At 73.7% G+C, this 16,141-nt stretch carries 14 protein-coding genes; 10 read left to right on the forward strand and 4 right to left on the reverse strand.

All coding sequences use genetic code 11. From position 1 onward, the window contains the following. Positions 1-283: 283 nt before the first annotated feature. The 4 genes from HNR16_RS13810 (at position 284) to HNR16_RS13825 (ending at position 5,685) form a co-directional block, all read left to right on the forward strand. The gene (locus HNR16_RS13810; protein ID WP_218868451.1) at positions 284-1,258 is read left to right on the forward strand and encodes a helix-turn-helix domain-containing protein; all 975 of its coding nucleotides are present in this window, start codon (positions 284-286) and stop codon (positions 1,256-1,258) included. 418 nt (positions 1,259-1,676) lie between these two features. Continuing rightward, positions 1,677-2,531 carry an ABC transporter ATP-binding protein gene (locus HNR16_RS13815; RefSeq protein ID WP_158040997.1) on the forward strand — a complete coding sequence of 285 codons (855 nt, stop codon included), beginning with the start codon at positions 1,677-1,679 and terminating at the stop codon, positions 2,529-2,531. After that, entirely contained in the window at positions 2,528-3,583 is a 1,056-nt protein-coding gene (locus HNR16_RS13820) for an iron-siderophore ABC transporter substrate-binding protein (RefSeq protein ID WP_158040996.1), read from the forward strand. The genes HNR16_RS13815 and HNR16_RS13820 overlap by 4 nt, the downstream gene beginning before the upstream one ends. Further along, positions 3,580-5,685: an iron ABC transporter permease gene (locus HNR16_RS13825; RefSeq protein ID WP_179558262.1), complete on the forward strand. Its 2,106-nt coding sequence runs from the start codon at positions 3,580-3,582 to the stop codon at positions 5,683-5,685. The genes HNR16_RS13820 and HNR16_RS13825 overlap by 4 nt, the downstream gene beginning before the upstream one ends. Before the next feature lie 326 nt (positions 5,686-6,011). On the opposite strand, the gene HNR16_RS13830 is transcribed toward HNR16_RS13825, so the two are convergent. After that, positions 6,012-7,022: an alpha/beta fold hydrolase gene (locus HNR16_RS13830; RefSeq protein WP_338109171.1), complete on the reverse strand. Its 1,011-nt coding sequence runs from the start codon at positions 7,020-7,022 to the stop codon at positions 6,012-6,014. A gap of 193 nt (positions 7,023-7,215) precedes the next feature. Between HNR16_RS13830 and HNR16_RS13835 the strand changes: the two genes are divergently transcribed. Further along, positions 7,216-9,390, forward strand: a complete 2,175-nt coding sequence (locus HNR16_RS13835) for a DUF6630 family protein (protein ID WP_158041951.1) — start codon at positions 7,216-7,218, stop codon at positions 9,388-9,390. A gap of 155 nt (positions 9,391-9,545) precedes the next feature. Here HNR16_RS13835 and HNR16_RS13840 read toward each other — a convergent pair whose 3' ends face one another. Beyond that, positions 9,546-10,526, reverse strand: coding sequence for a DMT family transporter (locus tag HNR16_RS13840; protein ID WP_225737981.1), 981 nt, complete (start codon positions 10,524-10,526; stop codon positions 9,546-9,548). 145 nt (positions 10,527-10,671) lie between these two features. Here HNR16_RS13840 and HNR16_RS18665 point away from each other — a divergent pair, with 145 nt between their 5' ends. Then, positions 10,672-11,118: a (deoxy)nucleoside triphosphate pyrophosphohydrolase gene (locus HNR16_RS18665; RefSeq protein WP_158041953.1), complete on the forward strand. Its 447-nt coding sequence runs from the start codon at positions 10,672-10,674 to the stop codon at positions 11,116-11,118. 313 nt (positions 11,119-11,431) lie between these two features. Here the strand turns inward: HNR16_RS18665 and HNR16_RS13855 are convergent, their stop codons facing one another. Further along, positions 11,432-12,028 (reverse strand): LppP/LprE family lipoprotein, encoded by a 597-nt coding sequence (locus HNR16_RS13855; RefSeq protein ID WP_158041954.1) that lies wholly within the window; start codon positions 12,026-12,028, stop codon positions 11,432-11,434. A 176-nt stretch (positions 12,029-12,204) separates the two neighbouring features. On the opposite strand from HNR16_RS13855, the gene HNR16_RS13860 reads away from it, so the two are divergent. The 4 genes from HNR16_RS13860 (at position 12,205) to HNR16_RS13875 (ending at position 15,185) form a co-directional block, all read left to right on the forward strand. Continuing rightward, entirely contained in the window at positions 12,205-12,822 is a 618-nt protein-coding gene (locus tag HNR16_RS13860; protein ID WP_225737982.1) for a class I SAM-dependent methyltransferase, read from the forward strand. Positions 12,823-13,021: 199 nt separating this feature from the next. Beyond that, a complete protein-coding gene (locus tag HNR16_RS13865; RefSeq protein ID WP_158041956.1) occupies positions 13,022-13,537 on the forward strand; it encodes a DUF6630 family protein in 516 nt (171 codons plus the stop codon). 92 nt (positions 13,538-13,629) lie between these two features. Then, positions 13,630-14,451, forward strand: coding sequence for a hypothetical protein (locus HNR16_RS13870; protein ID WP_158041957.1), 822 nt, complete (start codon positions 13,630-13,632; stop codon positions 14,449-14,451). Positions 14,452-14,561: 110 nt separating this feature from the next. Next, entirely contained in the window at positions 14,562-15,185 is a 624-nt protein-coding gene (locus HNR16_RS13875) for a DUF6891 domain-containing protein (protein ID WP_158041958.1), read from the forward strand. A gap of 205 nt (positions 15,186-15,390) precedes the next feature. Here the strand turns inward: HNR16_RS13875 and HNR16_RS13880 are convergent, their stop codons facing one another. Further along, positions 15,391-16,083, reverse strand: a complete 693-nt coding sequence (locus HNR16_RS13880) for a cyclase family protein (RefSeq protein ID WP_158041959.1) — start codon at positions 16,081-16,083, stop codon at positions 15,391-15,393. Between the last annotated feature and the right edge of the window lie 58 nt (positions 16,084-16,141).

A 16,141-nucleotide genomic window follows, 5' to 3' on the forward strand; every position in this document is an offset into this window, starting at 1 on the left:
CCCGCGGCGTCGTGCTCGTCCCCACCCGCACCGGCCCCGCTACCCGTCCCACGTGACGGGCAGCGACGCGAACGCTCGGCCCCCGCACGGCGTGCACCCCCGGCGCCCGGGCAGCCCCTCCCGCCGCGGGACTCGGATTCTGCCACGTCGCCGTCCGAGCGCGGGAGGCACCTGTGGACAACCTCGCCGACCACCGCCCGCCACCGTCGCGCGACGTGGAGCGGGACCAAGACGTCCCCTCCGGCGTCCGCCGTCCACTCGTGCGCGACCTACACTCGTGCGCTTGAGCAGCGCGGAGGGTCCGCCGTCCGATCGTCCCCGCCGGGAGCGGCCGGACGGGACCGGCGTCGGCTCCTGGTCCCGCGAGCCCCACACGGTGATCCGCCGGGCGAGCTCCGTGCCGCCGGCCGGATCGTCCGCCATCGTCGCCGCATCGGAGATCACCACCACGCCGCTCGAGTGGGAGCCCCACGCGCACGACCACCACGAGCTCGTGTGGGTGCGCGGTGGCACGCTCACGACGAGGGCGGGCGGGCGCGTGTTCACGGTGTCGACGGGCTACGGCCTCTGGCTGCCCGCCGGCACGGTCCACTCCGGCAGGCTCACCATCGGCGTCGAGTTCTCCGACGCGCGCTTCGAACCGAGCCGGACACCCCACGTGTTCGCGGAGCCGACCACGATCGTGATGACCCCGCTCCTCGAGGCGCTGCTCGACCACCTCGCGCGGGACGATCTCGACGGGGCGGCGAGGGCGCGTGCGGAACGCGTCGTGTTCGACGTCATCGCTCCGGCGGAGCACGAGCTCGTGCTCCGTGTGCCCGGCGACGCGCGGATCGATCCCGTCGCGCAGGCGCTGCTCGCCGATCCGGCGGACCAGCGGAGTCTCGAGGAGTGGGCCGCCGCGCTCGACGTGAGCGAACGCACCCTGGCGCGCGCGTTCCGGCGTTCCACGGGGCTCTCGTTCACGCGCTGGCGTCAGGTGCTTCGCGTGCACGAGGCGCTCCGGCTGCTCGCGGACGGTCACGGCGTCCACGAGACGTCGCGTCTGCTCGGCTACGCCCAACCGTCCACGTTCATCGCCGCGTTCCGTCGCGTGCTCGGCACGACGCCCGGACTCTTCCACGCGGCGGCGCCGGGCGCGACGGCGCACGGCGACGACGTGGCGCGCGCCGTTCGACCGTCCCGGGCCCGGTCGGGCGACACCGGGCGCGAACCCGTCGACGGGCGTGCTCCGGGCGAGCGGACTCGGCCGTCCTGAACGGCCGACGCGCCGGAGCAGGCGGACCGACGCACGCGACGCGAGCGGCGCGGCGCCCCGTTCGACGCGCGTCCGCCGGGGCGGGACACGACGGGGGTGTCCGGATCGCCGTATGCCCTGTCCCGTTCTCCTGATTGCGGACACCCGACCGGCTTCGTACCCTGTTGAGGCAAGGTAACCCTTACCAACCAACGTGCTGTCGCGTCGGACACCGGCCCGCAGCACCGTGGACCGTGACCGATGCCGTCGCCGCCGTCCGTCCACACCAGGTTCGTCACATGCCCCAGTCCTCGCCGTCCCTGCCCGGACCGCCCCGGCCGCACCCCCACGTCGGGCGACCGTCCGGCCGTCGTGCCGCACACGGCCCGCAGCACGTCCGCCCGCCGCGCCCGACAGCGCCCGGAACCGTGCCGACCGCATGACCCCGGACACCGCACTCGACGGCGATGCGCTGACCCTCGGCTTCGGTCGCCAGGTCGTCGTCGACGGCATCTCGGTCTCGCTCCGCCCCCACCTCGTCACCGCACTCATCGGGCCCAACGGCAGCGGCAAGTCGACCCTGCTGCGCTCGCTCGCACGCCTGCACCGACCCCGCTCGGGCACGATCACGCTCACGGGAACGGACGGTGCAGCGCCCCGGCCGATCGACTCCTTCCACGCTCGCGACTTCGCGCGCGAGGTGACGCTGTTCTCGCAGAGCCGTCCCGCCCCGCAGGGCCTCACGGTGCGCGAGGTCGTCGCGTTCGGGCGTCACCCCTACCGTCGACGCTTCGCCGGGCTCGACGACGAGGACCGCGCAGCGATCGCGCACGCCCTCGACGTGACGGGACTCGTCGCATCGGCCGAGCGGGCCGCGAGCGAACTCTCGGGCGGCGAGGTGCAGCGCGTGTGGATCGCCGCCTGCCTCGCGCAGGACACGGGCATCGTCCTCCTCGACGAACCCACGAACCACCTCGACCTGCGCTACCAGGTCGAGATCCTCGACCTGGTGCGCGATCTCGCCCACGGCCACGGCGCCGCGGTCGGCATCGTGCTGCACGACCTCGACCACGCGGCGCTCGTCGCCGACGAACTCCTGCTGCTGTCGAACGGCACCGTCCACGCCGCGGGCGCACCGCTCGACGTGCTCACGAGCGAACACCTGAGCGAGGTGTACGGCATCCGCGTCGACGTCGACGTCGACCCGCGCACCGGACGGCTCCGCATCGACCCCGTCGGCCGACACACCGGTCCACCCCGCTCCCCCGATTCCACGAGAGAGGATCACCAATGACCCGCGTTCACCGGCTCGCAGCGATCGGCATGTCCGTCGCCGCGGCGCTCACCCTGTCCGGCTGCGGCACCACGGACGTCGACACCGCCGGGGGCGACGTCGCGCCGCCCACCTCGGAGGCCTGCACGCAAGACACGACGACGACCTCGACCGGCCCCGTGTCGATCACCGACGGCGTCGGGCGGCAGGTCGAGCTCGACGAGCCCGCCGAGCGCATCGCCGTGCTCGAGTGGCAGCAGATCGAGGACGCGCTCACGCTGTGCGTCACGCCCGTCGCCGTCTCGGACGCCGAGGGATACGGTACGTACGTGAGCGCCGAGACGATCCCCGACGGGGTCACGGACGTCGGCACGCGCGGCGAGCCCGACCTCGACGCGCTCTACGCGACGAACCCCGACCTCATCGTGATCGAGGCGTTCACGCCCGACGACGAACTCATCGCACAGCTCGAGAGCCGCGGCGTGCCCGTACTCGCGACGCTCGGCGCGAACGGTGCCGACCCGATCGGCAACATGAAGAGTGTGTTCACGATGATCGCCGAGGCGACGGGGCGCACCGAGCGTGCGCAGCAGGTCCTCGACGACTTCGACACGCATCTCGCGGACGCGAAGGCGCAGGTCGCCGACGTGCAGCTCCCGACGACCGACTTCCTGTTCTTCGACGGCTGGATCGAGGGCGGCAACGTGACGATCCGCCCGTACGGCAAGGGTGCGCTGTTCACGGCGCTCGGTGAACAGCTCGGCCTCACGTCCGCGTGGACCGACGAGATCGACGCGGCGTACGGCAGCGGCGGCGTCGACCCCGCGTACGGTCTCGCGCAGACCGACATCGAGGGGCTCACGGCGGTGGGGAACGCGAACCTCTTCTACTCGAACGACGGTGAGGCGGACGGCTACGTCTCGGAGCTCGAGAAGAGCCCCATCTGGACGTCCCTGCCTGCCGTGCAGCAGGGTCGCGCGCACGCGTTCCCGCCCGGTGTGTGGGGCGCGGGTGGCCCGATCTCGTGCGAGCAGGCGGTCGACGCGTACGTCGCGGCGATCACCGCGGGGTGAGTCGCCCGCTCGCGACACGGGACGGCCTCGCCCGCACCGCTGCCCCGCTCGCGCCCGGTCAGGGCGTGGGCGGGGTGGCGGTGCTCGTGCTGCTCGCACTCGCGGTCGTGGTCGTGGGGACGTGGCACCTCACGCAGGGCACGTCCGGCGTCGGCGCGTGGGACCTCGTTCGTGCCCTCGCGGGCGGGGACGAGACCGTCGGCGGCGTGCCGGTCGCCGACGTCTTCACGGGATCGCGCCTGCCGCGGCTCCTCGCGGGCGTCGCGGTCGGCATCGCGCTCGGTGCGGCCGGCGCGCTCCTGCAATCGGTGACGCGCAACGCGCTCGCCGCGCCCGACACGCTCGCCGTCACGGCCGGCTCGTATCTCGCGCTCACGGCCGTCGCGGCGTTCGGCCTCGCGGTACCGCTGTGGGCGTCCGGCGGCGTCGCGTTCCTCGGTGGGCTCGCCGCCGCGGCACTCGTGCTCGGGCTCACGGGTGGCGGCGCGGGGACGGCGACGACGCGGCTCGTCCTCGCGGGATCGGCGACCGCGATGGCGCTCGACGCGGCGACCGCGATGCTGCTCGTCCTGTTCCGCGAGAACACGACGGGCCTGTTCGCGTGGGGCAGTGGCTCGCTCGCACAGCTCAACCTCGACGCGTCGGCACGCGTGGCGCCCGTGATCGGGGCCGTGCTCGTCGTCGTGCTCCTCCGCTCGCGCCGCCTCGACGTGCTGCGACTCGGCGACGACACGGCCGCCTCGCTCGGCGTCCCGGTCGGCTCGACCCGGGTCGTCGCCGTCGTGAGCGCCGTCCTGCTCACGAGCCTGTCGGTCACGCTCGCGGGGCCCATCGGGTTCGTCGGCCTCGGCGCGCCCGTGCTCGCGCGGCTCCTCGCCGCGCGCGTCCCGGCGGTCGGTCGCCATGTCCTCCTCGTGCCCGTCTCGGGCCTCCTCGGCGCCCTGCTGATCCTGCTCGCCGATGCGACCCTGCGCGCCGTGCTCGGCGCGGAGGGGGCGACCTCGATCCCGACGGGCGTCCCGACGGCGCTCCTCGGCGGCGTGCTCGTCGTCGTGCTCGCGATGCAGTTGCGCGACTCGGGCGGCGTCCGGCTCCCCCCGAACGTGCGCGTGGGGCTCCGCTCGCGGACGCGCTTCCTCGTCTCGCTCGGGCTCGCGCTCGCGCTGCTCGCCGGGGCGGTCGTCGTCGCCGTGCTGGCCGGCAGCCTGTGGCTCCGGACGGGCGACATCGCACTCTGGTTGCAGGGCACGGCGCCCGCGCTCGTGGCCCAATCGCTCGACGAGCGCGTCCCGCGCGTGCTCGCCGCGACGCTCGCCGGCGCCGCGCTCGCGCTCGCCGGCTGCGTCGTGCAGGGCACGGTGCGCAATCCGCTCGCCGAGCCCGGCGTGCTCGGCATCACGACGGGCGCGGGGCTCGGCGCCGTCATCGTCGTCACGGGCGGCGTACCGGGTGGTCGACCGGCGCTCGTCGCGATGGCCGTCGCGCTCGGGCTCGGGACGTTCGCCGTCATCGCGCTGCTCGCGTGGCGGGGCGGGCTCCTGCCCGATCGCTTCGTGCTCATCGGCATCGGCTGCGGCTACGCGCTCGGCGCGCTCACGACGTTCCTGCTGCTGCGCGCCGACCCGTGGAACACGCCGCGCATCCTCACGTGGCTCTCGGGCACGACCTACGGGCGCACGTTCGCCGACGTCGTCCCGGTCGCCGTGGGCCTGGCCGTCGCGGTGCCCGTGCTCGTCGCGCTGCGGCGGCAGCTCGACGTCCTCGCGATCGACGAGGACACGCCGCGCATCCTCGGCGTGCGGACGGGGCCCGCTCGGCTCGGCCTGCTCGCGATCGCGGCGGTGCTCGCCGCGGTGAGCGTCGTCGCGGTGGGCGTCGTCGGGTTCGTGGGGCTCGTCGCGCCGCACCTCGCGAGATCGCTCGTGGGGGCGCGGCACGGGCGCATCATCCCCGTCTCGATGGTGCTCGGCGCGCTGCTCGTGTGCGTCGCGGACACGCTCGGCCGCACGATCGTGCTGCCCGCCCAGGTGCCAGCCGGCCTCGTGATCGCGCTCATCGGGGCGCCGTACTTCGTGTGGCTGCTGCGCCGCTCCCGCACCTGACACTCCGCACCACACAAACCGCACCAGACACACCGCACCAGACACACCGCACCGGACACTCCGCACCGGACACTCCGCACGCGCCGCCCCACACCCGCCGCGTCCCCGCCCGCCGTATCCGCCCGCCGTATCCGCCCGCCGTATCCGCCCGCCGTATCCGCCCGCCGTATCCGCCCGCCGTATCCGCCCGCCGTATCCGCCCGCCGTATCCGCCCGCCGTATCCGCCCGCCGTATCCGCCCGCCGTATCCGCCCGCCGTATCCAGCCGGGTTGTTGCTACCGGGGCGCGGGCCCGGTAGCAACAACCCGGCTGGATGTGGCTCGGTTCAGGGGCGGGTGTCGGCTTCTCGCGCCGCGTCGGGCTCGGCCGCTCGCTGGCGCTCGACCGCCACCTCGTGGGGAGTCGCCTCGTCTCGCTCGACCACCGCCCCGCCGACCGTCGCCTCATCTCGCTCGACCGCCGCGTCGTGGGGAGTCGCCTCGTCTCGCTCGACCACCGCCCCGCCGACCGTCGCCTCATCTCGCTCGACCGCCGCGACGAAGTCGCGCACGAGTGCGCCCACGAGCCGCGGCCGCTCCGCGACGAGCGCATGGGTCGTCCCCGGCACGATGCACAGTTGCGCGCCGGGGATCGCGGCCGCGATCCGCAGGCTGTGTCCCGGCCGGATCGCGTCGCGGTCGCCCGATACGACGAGCGTGGGGGCGCCGATGACCGCGAGCTCGGCCGGATCGATGTGCGGCTCCGACGTCCACATGCGCACGAGCTTCTCGAGCACGACGTCGGCGTGCCCGGCACCGTCCGGCGAGAGCCGATCGTAGTGGGCGCGCTCGTCGTCCGCCCCACTCCGGTCCGCCGCACCCGTCCCGCATTCGATGTGCCGAGCCCTCGGTTCCCCGGTCAGCACGGGCTCACCCGCCGCCTCGGCCCCGTCCGTGAAGGCGCTCGGGTCGAGGTTCGCGCTGATCGCCACGAGCGAGCGGACCCGTTCCGGGTGGCGCATCGCGAGCAGCAGACCGATGATGCCGCCGTCGCTGTACCCCACGACGTGCACGGACCCGAGGCCCACGGCATCGAGGTAGCCGACCGTCTCGGCGAGGCTCCGCTCGTACGTGAACAGCTCGTCGTGATCGGCCGAGCGACCGTGCCCCGGTCGCTCGAAGGCGTGGACGCGATGATCCACCGCGAGCGCCTCCCCCGGGATCCGCAGCGATTCGAGCGAACAGAAGCCGCCGTGCAGCAACAGCACGGGCTCACCCGCACCCTCGACCTCCTCGTACAGCTCGTCGTCGCCGACGCGCACGTGTCCCATCCGGTACGGCCCCGTCCCACCACTCACGCACGTCCTCCTGTCGATACGCCACGGCGCGCCCGTCCGGCCCGCACGTCGCACCGCGCGGCCGCCCGACACGCGCCGTCCGGGCAAGCCTACGTTCACCCCCGTCGGGAGGGGCGCGGGGGCGACGGCGGCGGCACCCCAGGGGATGCGGGGCAGCCGTGTGCGCGGCCGACTTGAGAGGATGATCGGCATGATGACCGATGGCGCTGTCGCGTGGAGCCAATTGGCACTCGTGCTCGGGCTCGACGAAACCGCCGCGATCGACATCGCGAATGCCGCGGATGCGCGCCCGTCCGATGTGTCGGCGTTCGACGACGGCGACCCCGAGGTGCCGCGACTGGTCGCAGCCGATCGCGCCGAACGCACGCCCGCGGCGATCCTGACCGAGCGGCTCGGTGCGGCCGGGTTCCTCGTCCGGATCGCGCACGACGCGCAGCCGTCGCACATCGCCCGCGCGTTCGAGTCGACCGCGCCGATGCGGGAGTGGAGCGCCGAGCTCGTGCTGCGGGATGGCCTCGGGTGCGACGAGAACCTCCTGTTCGCGGCACGTCAGCTGACACACCTCGGCCTCGACGTCCTCGTCGACGAGAGCGACGACGAGACCCACGCACTCGTCGTCGTCCCACGGAAACGCCTCGCGATGATCGCCGCGGCGACGACCGCACTGCGATCTGCGCTCGGCGCGCCGCCGCCCGTCACCCACGCGCCGCCGGCGGGCGCGGGCCCCTCCCCGGGCGTCGTCCCGACGCTGCCTCGCCTCATCGACGCGACCGCGGCGAGGACGGGTGAGGCGCATCCCGTGATCCACGGCAGGACGCGGCCCGTGATGGCCGACGAGTTCTTGGAACGGACGCGGGACGGCCGGGGTTTCGCCGTGTGCGACGAGGGAACCGACGCATGGATCGCGCTCGCCCTCGAACTCGGCCTCGACGACGCGGCCGCTCGCGACGTGGGGATCGCCTACGCCGATCCGGAGGTGTACCTCGACACCCACCGTGGCCGGCTCGCATCGGCGTTCCCGCGCATCACGAGCCCGGCGGGCGTGACGCCGCTCCTTGCGCTCTTCGACCGCCTGCACGTCGCCGGCCTCGCCGCCGGGATCACGTCCGCGATGCCACCCGCCCACGTCGCGGCCACGATCGGCGCGCTCCGTCCGGTCTACGGCGGGGGTACGGTGCTCCGGCTCGACGGTGCGCGCTCGATCGAGGCCGCCCTGCGCGCGGCCGGTGACCAACTCGCTCGCGCCGGACTCGAGCTCGTGTCCATCACACTCGATTCCGGCGCGTACCAGCTCGCCGTCATCCCGGCCGATCGGCTCCGGGGAGTCCTGTCGGCGGCGCTCGACGCGCACCCGTTCGTCGCCCCGATCCTGCCCGGCGTCGTGCTCGACACGACCGTGCCCGTCGTCCGGTACCTCGATTTCTCGGCGGAGGACGGGGTGCACGACGGTGGACCGACCGGGCCGGGCACGGGCGGAAGGTTCTCGGGCGCATGGACGCGCTTCCGCGGCCCGAGCCCGCAGCCGACACCGCCACGGCAGCCGCCCGACGCCTCCCTCCGGACGGGCGTGCACCCCCACACCGGCGGACCCCTCCCGACAGGCACGCACACCCACATCAGCGGTCCGCTCCCGACAGGCACCCACGTCCGGGCCGGCAACGCCGTGCGGGACGACGGGGCTCGGGGCGGGCCCGTCGATCCGTCCGACCGTTCACGCGAGGAACGTACGCCGGCGCCGACAGCGCGGGCGGAACCCGTCCGTCAGAGCCCACCGCCCGCGCCTCGAGCGACCGATGCCCGCGGCGCCTGGACCGCGCTCGCGCTCGCGCTCGGTCTGCCGCGCGGCGTGGCCGAGGAGGTCGGGTCGAGCGTCGACCAGCCCGGAGCGTACTTCGATGCGCATCGGGACGGACTCATGTGGCAGTTCGGGTCGATCGACGAGGTCTCGAAACTGACGCCCGTGCTCGCCCTCTGCGATGCGCTGCAGCGGAACGGCCTGCACGCCGGGGTGGACGCACGATTCGCCGCCGCCGACGTCGCCGCCGCACTCGAGCACGCCGGCCCGCTCCGGGACGCGGGCGCGCGGCTGCGGCTGCGGCTGCCCGACGGTTGGACGAACGACGACGCACTGCTGCTCGCGGCCGCCCGCCTCACGCGCTGGGGGCTCGAGTTGCTGCTCGTGACGGTCACGCCGGACGGCTTCGAGTTCGCGATCGTTCCCCGCGCACGTCTCGATGCGGCGCTCGAGGCGGCGGCGGTCGTGCGTTCGTTCACACCGGATGCCTCGCACCCGCAACTCCCCGTCGTCCGCTACGTCGACTTCGACCCCGACGCGACGTCGGATGCGACCGCTCGACCGCCCGCCTGACTCGCACCGCCCCGCCGATCCGCCCCGCCGCATCCGCCCCCGCGCAGCCGCCCCGGCCGGTGCCGCGGAAAAAGCCGGGTTGTTGCTACCGGGCCCGGGGCCCGGTAGCAACAACCCGGCTTGATACGTGCAGCTCTCGCGGGCGCGTGGTTCGCCTACTCGTCCCTGTGCGGCCCGAGGCCGTGCACGGGGCGGGCGATCGTCCCGTCGCCGCCCCGACGCGGGAGCGGCAGCGACGTGAACGCGACCGCGAGCAGCGCGACACCGAGGCCGACGAACGTCCACACCGTCACGACGGTGTTCGCGCCGGGCAGCAGGAGATCGAGCAGGACGGAACCGATGAGCTGACCCGTCACGAGCGAGAGCGCGAGCCGCAGCACCCCGAGCGGAGCGACCGCGACGACCGAGATCCCGATGAACACGATGCCGAACGGTCCACCGAGGAACAGGTACCACGGCGTGCCGGACAGTTCGGCCGTGAATCCGCCGACGAGGCCGTGAATGAGGAACGCGACGAGGAGCACGCCCGTCCCGACGGCGAAGTTGAGGAGCGTCGACGTGTACGCGTCGGTCGCATTGCGCACCCGCCCGTTGACGGCCTGCTGGAACGCGTTCGCGAGCCCGGAGCAGAACGGGAACAGGAGCAGTGCGTACGGGAAGCCACCCTCGATACGACCGCCGACGGTGACGGCGACGGCCGCGATCACGAGCAGGGCGCCGATGAGTCGGCGTGCCGTGACGGACTGGACACCGGCCGGGCCGAGCCCCGCACGGTCGACGAGCAGGCCACCCGCGGTCTGTCCCGCCACGACCGCGATCGTGAACAGCGCGACGCCGAGCAGCGGCGTCGTGAGCGACTGGGAGAACACGAGCAGCGCGCCGCCCGCGCCACCGAGCACCTGCCACCAGGCGAGCCGCCCCTCGCGCACGGCACGCACGACGGACGGGAGCGCGCCGCCGCGCGATCGTGAGCCGACGGCCGCGAACATGAGCAGCACGAATCCGAGGCCGAACGAGATCAGGGCGGCCGCGTACGGATCCCCGATCCGGCTCCCGAGCTCACCGTTGACGCGCGACTGCGCGGCGATGAACCCACCGCCCACGACCGTCAGCGCGATCCAGAGCAGGGTCTGCACCCGTCCACCTCCCGCACATCGACATCCGTCCGCCCGCGCACACGGACCACCGGGCAAGGCTAGTCGTACGCCGACCGCCCCGTCGCACCGGTCGACTCGGCGCGTCACCGCTCGCACACGCGACGTCGTCACGGACGATGGGAACATGAGCGAGTCCGTCCGGGTCGTGGCAGCCGTGATCGTCGACGGGGATCGCGTGCTCGCGTGTCGTCGCGCCGCGCACGTGCGCGACGGCGGCGCGTGGGAGTTCCCGGGCGGCAAGGTCGAGCCGGGCGAGTCACCGCGCGAGGCACTCGTGCGGGAGATCCGGGAGGAACTCGGCGTCGACATCGAGGTGGCCGAGCTCCTCGATCGTTCCGACACGGCGCTCGGCGAGCGCACCATCGACCTGGCCTGCTATCTCGCGACGCTCACCGGTGCCGCGCCACGGGCGAGCACGGACCACGATCGACTCGAGTGGGTGACGCGTGGCGCCCTCCTGCCCCGTGCGTGGGCGGCACCCGATCTGCCTGTCGTCGAGCTGCTCCGCGCACGGCCGACGTTCCGTCCGCCCGACGCCGGTGGCGCGACGGGACCCGGACCGCGGGCGTGAGCCGGGCCAGGGCGAGGCGGGGCGAGGCCGGGCGGGGCGAGGCCGGGCGAGGCGAGGCCGGGCGAGGCGAGGCCGGGCGAGGCGAGGCCGGGCGAGGCGAGGCCGGGCGAGGCGAGGCGGGACCAGGCGGGGCCGGATCGGGTCAGTCATAGCGACAGGTCCCACCCCGGCTTCGAGGTGCGCACCGGGCCCGGGTCGGGCCGGCCCCTGGGCCGGTCCCGCCCGCGCGTCGCCCGGACGGAGCGATGACGCCCACCCGTGGGCCACGCCCGCCTCGGGCTCACGCCTGCCGCGGGTCACGCCTGCTCGCCGGTCAGTCCTGCTCATCGAGCGGCACGTCGCCGCTCATGTCCACCGATCCGCTCTTCTCGTCCAACGTGAACGTGGCCGTCGCGCGGACGCTCGGGTCCGCGTTGGCGTCGCCCGGCTCGAGGTAGGTGTAGGTGACCGAGATCTCGTTGTCCTCGACGCGCGTCACCTCGGGCGTGAAGCCGTAGGCGATCTTCGTCGCCGTCCCGATGTACTCGCCGTCGTGGAACAGCATGATCTGGTGCGGTGACGACCCCGTCGCACCGACCGGCCCGACGACGAGCCACGACAGTGCCGAGCACGCGTTGTACGAGGTCAGGTCGACCGATTCCATGTCCCACTCCAGATCGCTCAGGTTGCTGGGCTTCGGGACCTCGTCGATCGACTCCCGGAGTGCCGTCTCCGCGTCGAGCTCGGTGCAGTCCGGCTCCGCGGGCTGCGTCGTCGCATCGCTCGCGGGCGCCGCCTGCGTCGTCGCGGGCGCGCTCTCGGTGGGGCCTGGCGTCCCCGTTCCGGCGCAGCCCGCGAGACCGGCGGCGGCGAACAGGAGCGCCGTCGCTCCTGCGATCGAGGTGATGGGGCGTTTCGTGTGATACATCATCGTCGTCCTTCGCGTGGTCGAACGGATCCTGCGCCGCGGCGGCGATGCTCCCGCACGCGAGCCCGGCGAGGCGGTCGGTCGATGGGTCTCCGGAACCGCGAGTTCGAGCGTGCCAGGCGATGCTCCGAGCGACGCAGCCCGCGCACACGCACCACGGATGCGGGTACGGTACCCCGGTGATCGAGGACGACATCCGAGCGGCGTACACCGGGCGAGCGGACGAGTACACGGACCTGCTCGGCTCGATCGAGGACATGGAGGCCCCGGACGTGTCGCGCATCGCAGCGTGGGCGGACGAGCGCACGGGCGCGGTGCTCGATGCCGGTTGTGGTCCCGGGCACTGGACCGCGTTCCTCGCCGACCGTGGCCTCGACGCCCGCGGCGTCGATCTCGTCCCGGCGTTCGTGTCGGGCGCACGCGCGCGCTTCCCGCGTTGCCGGTTCGAGGTCGGCGACCTCGAGCGACTCCCGTTCGAGGACGCGTGTTTCGACGGCGTGCTCGCCTGGTACTCGCTCATCCACCGCGAGCCCGCCCGGATGCCGTCCGCGCTCGCGGAACTCCGCCGCGTCATGCGCCCCGGCGCATCGCTGCTCGTCGGTTTCTTCACCGGCGACGTGCTCGAACCGTTCGCGCACGCCGTGACGCCCGCGTACCGCTGGCCCGTCGATGCGCTCGTCCGCGTCGTCGAGGAGAACGGGTTCCGCGTGGACGACACCGAGACGCGACGTCGACCGGGCGCGCGCACGCACGCGTCGATCTCGGCGCACCGGGCGGTTTCGTCGGCGATCGAGTGAGGTTCGACGCGACGCCGATGCCCGCCGGCGTGTGGCCCGTTCGTACGTCCGGCCGGTCCCGAGAGGCCCGCAGCACCGGCCGTCCCCGCCGCCGGCCGGCCGGTCGAGGCGCGCACACGGGCCGATCGGGCGGCCCGAGGAGCGGAGTGGGGACCTCTCCGCGTTGACCCGCGGCATCCGCTCCACGAAGCTAGTCGATATGACGAGCGAACCGACCCGGCACTGGGCCCGGCTCTCGCGGGCACTCGGGCTCGACGAGGCCGGTGCGGACGCCGTGGCGCTCGCCGCCGACGACCCCGCGGGTTACTTCTCGGCCCATGCCGAGGAACTCGCGGCCGCCTGGATCCACGAGGCCGACGAGGTGTCCGCCGAACTCGTGCTCACCATGCGGCTCATCGACGCCGGCCGCGCGATCCCGATCGACAGCAAGTGCACCCCCGACGAGGTCGCAGCCGATCTGCAGGAGACGGGTCCCGTGCAGGACGCGGGCATCGAGGTTCCCGTGCCCGACGCGCAGGACTCCGCCGGGGCGCTCGCCGCGGCCTTCCGTGCGGGGCTCGAACCGTTGGGGATCGGCCTCGCGGTCGTCGCGGTCGACTCGAGCGACGTCCCGCTCGTCGTCTTTCCCGCGGAACGCAGCTCCGACATCGCCGAGGCGGCCCACGCCGTCGCACGGTCGAGCGGATCGGACGAGGGCCCCATCACCTGGATCTGACCGGCCCCTTCGCATCCGGGCCGGCCGGGGCGCCCCGAGTGGGATGCTCCACCCATCGCGTCGCACGGGACGTCGGGGTACTCTCGGCCACCATGCGCAGCGTCTCATACGACGAACGACCCGCACCGGTCCTCGGGGACGGCCGACCGCACGGTGTCGAGGCGGCCTCGACGGCACCGCGCCCGCCGATCTCGATGCCCGACGCCGCTGCCCCCACCTCGTCCGACACGCTCGAGCGCACGACCGGCCACGCGGACGATGCGGCGGGACGGGCCGGGCGGACCGCCGAACTGCGCGCCGCGCTCGCGACGATGTTCCGTGCGCTGGGCTACCGAGTGGTGCCCGACGGACAGCACCTCGCGGCCGTCCACGACATCGGTCACTTCGGCGTCACGCCGCGCGGTGAGGCGCCGACGGGCGAGGAGCGGTTCACGTTCCTCGTCGGGCTCGACGAGGCGGCGCGTCGGCTCACCGTCCGCACGCACGTGCGACGGATGGCCCGCCCCGGCCCGGTGAGCGCGCTCGCGTTCGACGAGTTCGGGAACGAGGTCCCGCGCGAGGCGAGGTTCGGGCCGAAACGGCTCGTGACGCTCGAGGGGCAGGTGCGCGCCGAGCTCGTCCTCGAGGACCACGTGCCGCTCCCGGATGGGTCGGTCCGGATCGACTACTCCCGCTTCGACAGCGAGGAGGCACGGCTCGATCTGCTCGACATCGTCCGCGAGTTCGGCTGGACCGTCGTCACGGATCCGCAGCGAGACGGTCACCGACACGTCGTCCGGGCCCGTCGCGTGCGTCGCGACCCGCTGCTCGTCCGCCTCGCCGCCGCCGTCCGTCGCCATCGGGCGGCGCGCGCGGAACGGCGCGACGAAGCGACCGCCGCCGGTCGTGATGCCCCGGAGGCGCCCTCGATCTGACGGTCGCGGACGGCTCGACCGGCACCGACGGTACCGGCGGTTCAGCACACGGACGCCGAGGGGTTCCCCGGGTTCAGCTGCGGTTCATCGCCCGCACCGAGACTGACCGCATGACGCTACGCCACCCGGTCGTCGACAGTGCGTTCCCGCCCGGCGACGGGACCCTCTCGGGACGGCTCATGCTCGATGTGGCGCTCGGTCTGGACGACACCGACGACATCCTCGACGACCTCGAGGAGTTGCTCGAGGACGGCGAGTTCCACGAGTTCTACCCGGACGACAAGGTCCCGACGGTCCGGGAGGTGCGCACCCTGCTCGCCGACGTCGTGGCCGAGCACAATCGGCTCGTCACGGAGACCTCGCCGCAGCGGGACGCGTTCTTCGCCGCGCTTCGCGCACTCACGGAGCGCGACGTGCTCGCCTCGTTCTCCGGCACCACGCTGAGCGACGCGGTCGGCGACGCGTTCCAGCTCGCGACGGAGTTGCAGGACGCGGGCGAGGAGGTGCGCGGCTTCGTGTTCAGCCACCGGCAGGACCTCGAACGGCTCATCACCGACGACCACCTGACCGTGGGCTTCGGCTCGGTCGCGGACGACGACGCCGAGGCGGCGGCCATCGGCGCGCTCGCGCTCGACGCGTTCACGCGGGCGGGGCTCGACGCGACGTGGGACGGCGATGTGGATCACCGGATCGAGATCCGCGGTCTGCGTTGGGCGGCACCCTTCGACGGCTGAGCCGACGCCGGTCCGTCGGTCGACCCGACGACACCCGGCCGACGACGCCGGTCCGCGGTGACCGAGGGGCCGCTTCGCTCATGTGCCGCGTGGCCGGGGGCGAGCGCCACGCGGCTCCGGTGCCGACTGGCTCCGGGCCGCCGGGCCTCAGGAGCCGCCGGCCGCGAAGCACGGATCGCGGCGCGGTCACGTTGCCGTGCCCCGTTCAGACGAACGCCACCGCCCTGACCGGCGCCCCGTCCGCGTCGATCGGTAGCGGGAAGAATCCGACCCGTACTCGCTCCGGGAGCCCCGCGACGTTCGTGAGGTTCTCCACGATGAGTCCGTCGGCGCCGAGCACGATCTCGTGGACGGCGAGCGACCCCGCCGTGTCGGGGCTCTCGGCATCGAGCGCGAGGACGTGCATCCCGCGCCGCAGGAGTTCCGTCGCGGCCGCCGGGCCGAGTCCGCGGTGCTCCGGGCCGCGATCGTCGGACGAGCGATCATCCGCTGAGCGTTCGACGGACGAGCGATCGTCGGGTGAGCGATCGACGGACGAGCGATCGTGTCGGCCGGTGTCGATCAACACGATCGGGGGAAGTCGCTCGGGCAGGCCGCCCGTGATCGCACGGTCGAGTTCAGCGAGACCGTACCGATCGCCGGACGGGAGGCTCGAGCGCGGGAGGTGCACGACGATCGCGTCGCCGAGGAGCTCGTCCAGCGCGATCCGCCCCGACGTGCGTCCGCCGGGGACGACGTGGGCCGGGGCATCGAGGTGCGTGCCGGTGTGGCTCCCGAGGGCCAGGGCCGTGACGGCGACGCCGTCGGCGACGAGGTCGAGCGCGGGACCGGACGTCACGTCCGGATCACCGGGGTAGACGGCCATTCCCGCGACGATGGGCAGGCTGAGATCGAGCATGCCTCGATCCTGCCCCGCCGCACCCCCGATCGCGGTCGGAGACACCCGGCGGTACCCG

This window comes from Pseudoclavibacter chungangensis (assembly GCF_013410545.1).
Classification (GTDB): Bacteria; Actinomycetota; Actinomycetes; order Actinomycetales; family Microbacteriaceae; genus Pseudoclavibacter; species Pseudoclavibacter chungangensis.

What these genes read in the sequence shown, in the direction of transcription:
- HNR16_RS13815 (WP_158040997.1), top strand. Translation starts at nt 1,677, where the DNA reads ATGACCCCGGACACCGCACTCGACGGCGATGCGCTGACCCTCGGCTTC.
- HNR16_RS13880 (WP_158041959.1), bottom strand. Translation starts at nt 16,083, where the DNA reads ATGCTCGATCTCAGCCTGCCCATCGTCGCGGGAATGGCCGTCTACCCC.
- HNR16_RS13820 (WP_158040996.1), top strand. Translation starts at nt 2,528, where the DNA reads ATGACCCGCGTTCACCGGCTCGCAGCGATCGGCATGTCCGTCGCCGCG.
- HNR16_RS13835 (WP_158041951.1), top strand. Translation starts at nt 7,216, where the DNA reads ATGACCGATGGCGCTGTCGCGTGGAGCCAATTGGCACTCGTGCTCGGG.
- HNR16_RS13875 (WP_158041958.1), top strand. Translation starts at nt 14,562, where the DNA reads ATGACGCTACGCCACCCGGTCGTCGACAGTGCGTTCCCGCCCGGCGAC.
- HNR16_RS13865 (WP_158041956.1), top strand. Translation starts at nt 13,022, where the DNA reads ATGACGAGCGAACCGACCCGGCACTGGGCCCGGCTCTCGCGGGCACTC.
- HNR16_RS13855 (WP_158041954.1), bottom strand. Translation starts at nt 12,028, where the DNA reads ATGATGTATCACACGAAACGCCCCATCACCTCGATCGCAGGAGCGACG.
- HNR16_RS13870 (WP_158041957.1), top strand. Translation starts at nt 13,630, where the DNA reads ATGCGCAGCGTCTCATACGACGAACGACCCGCACCGGTCCTCGGGGAC.
- HNR16_RS18665 (WP_158041953.1), top strand. Translation starts at nt 10,672, where the DNA reads ATGAGCGAGTCCGTCCGGGTCGTGGCAGCCGTGATCGTCGACGGGGAT.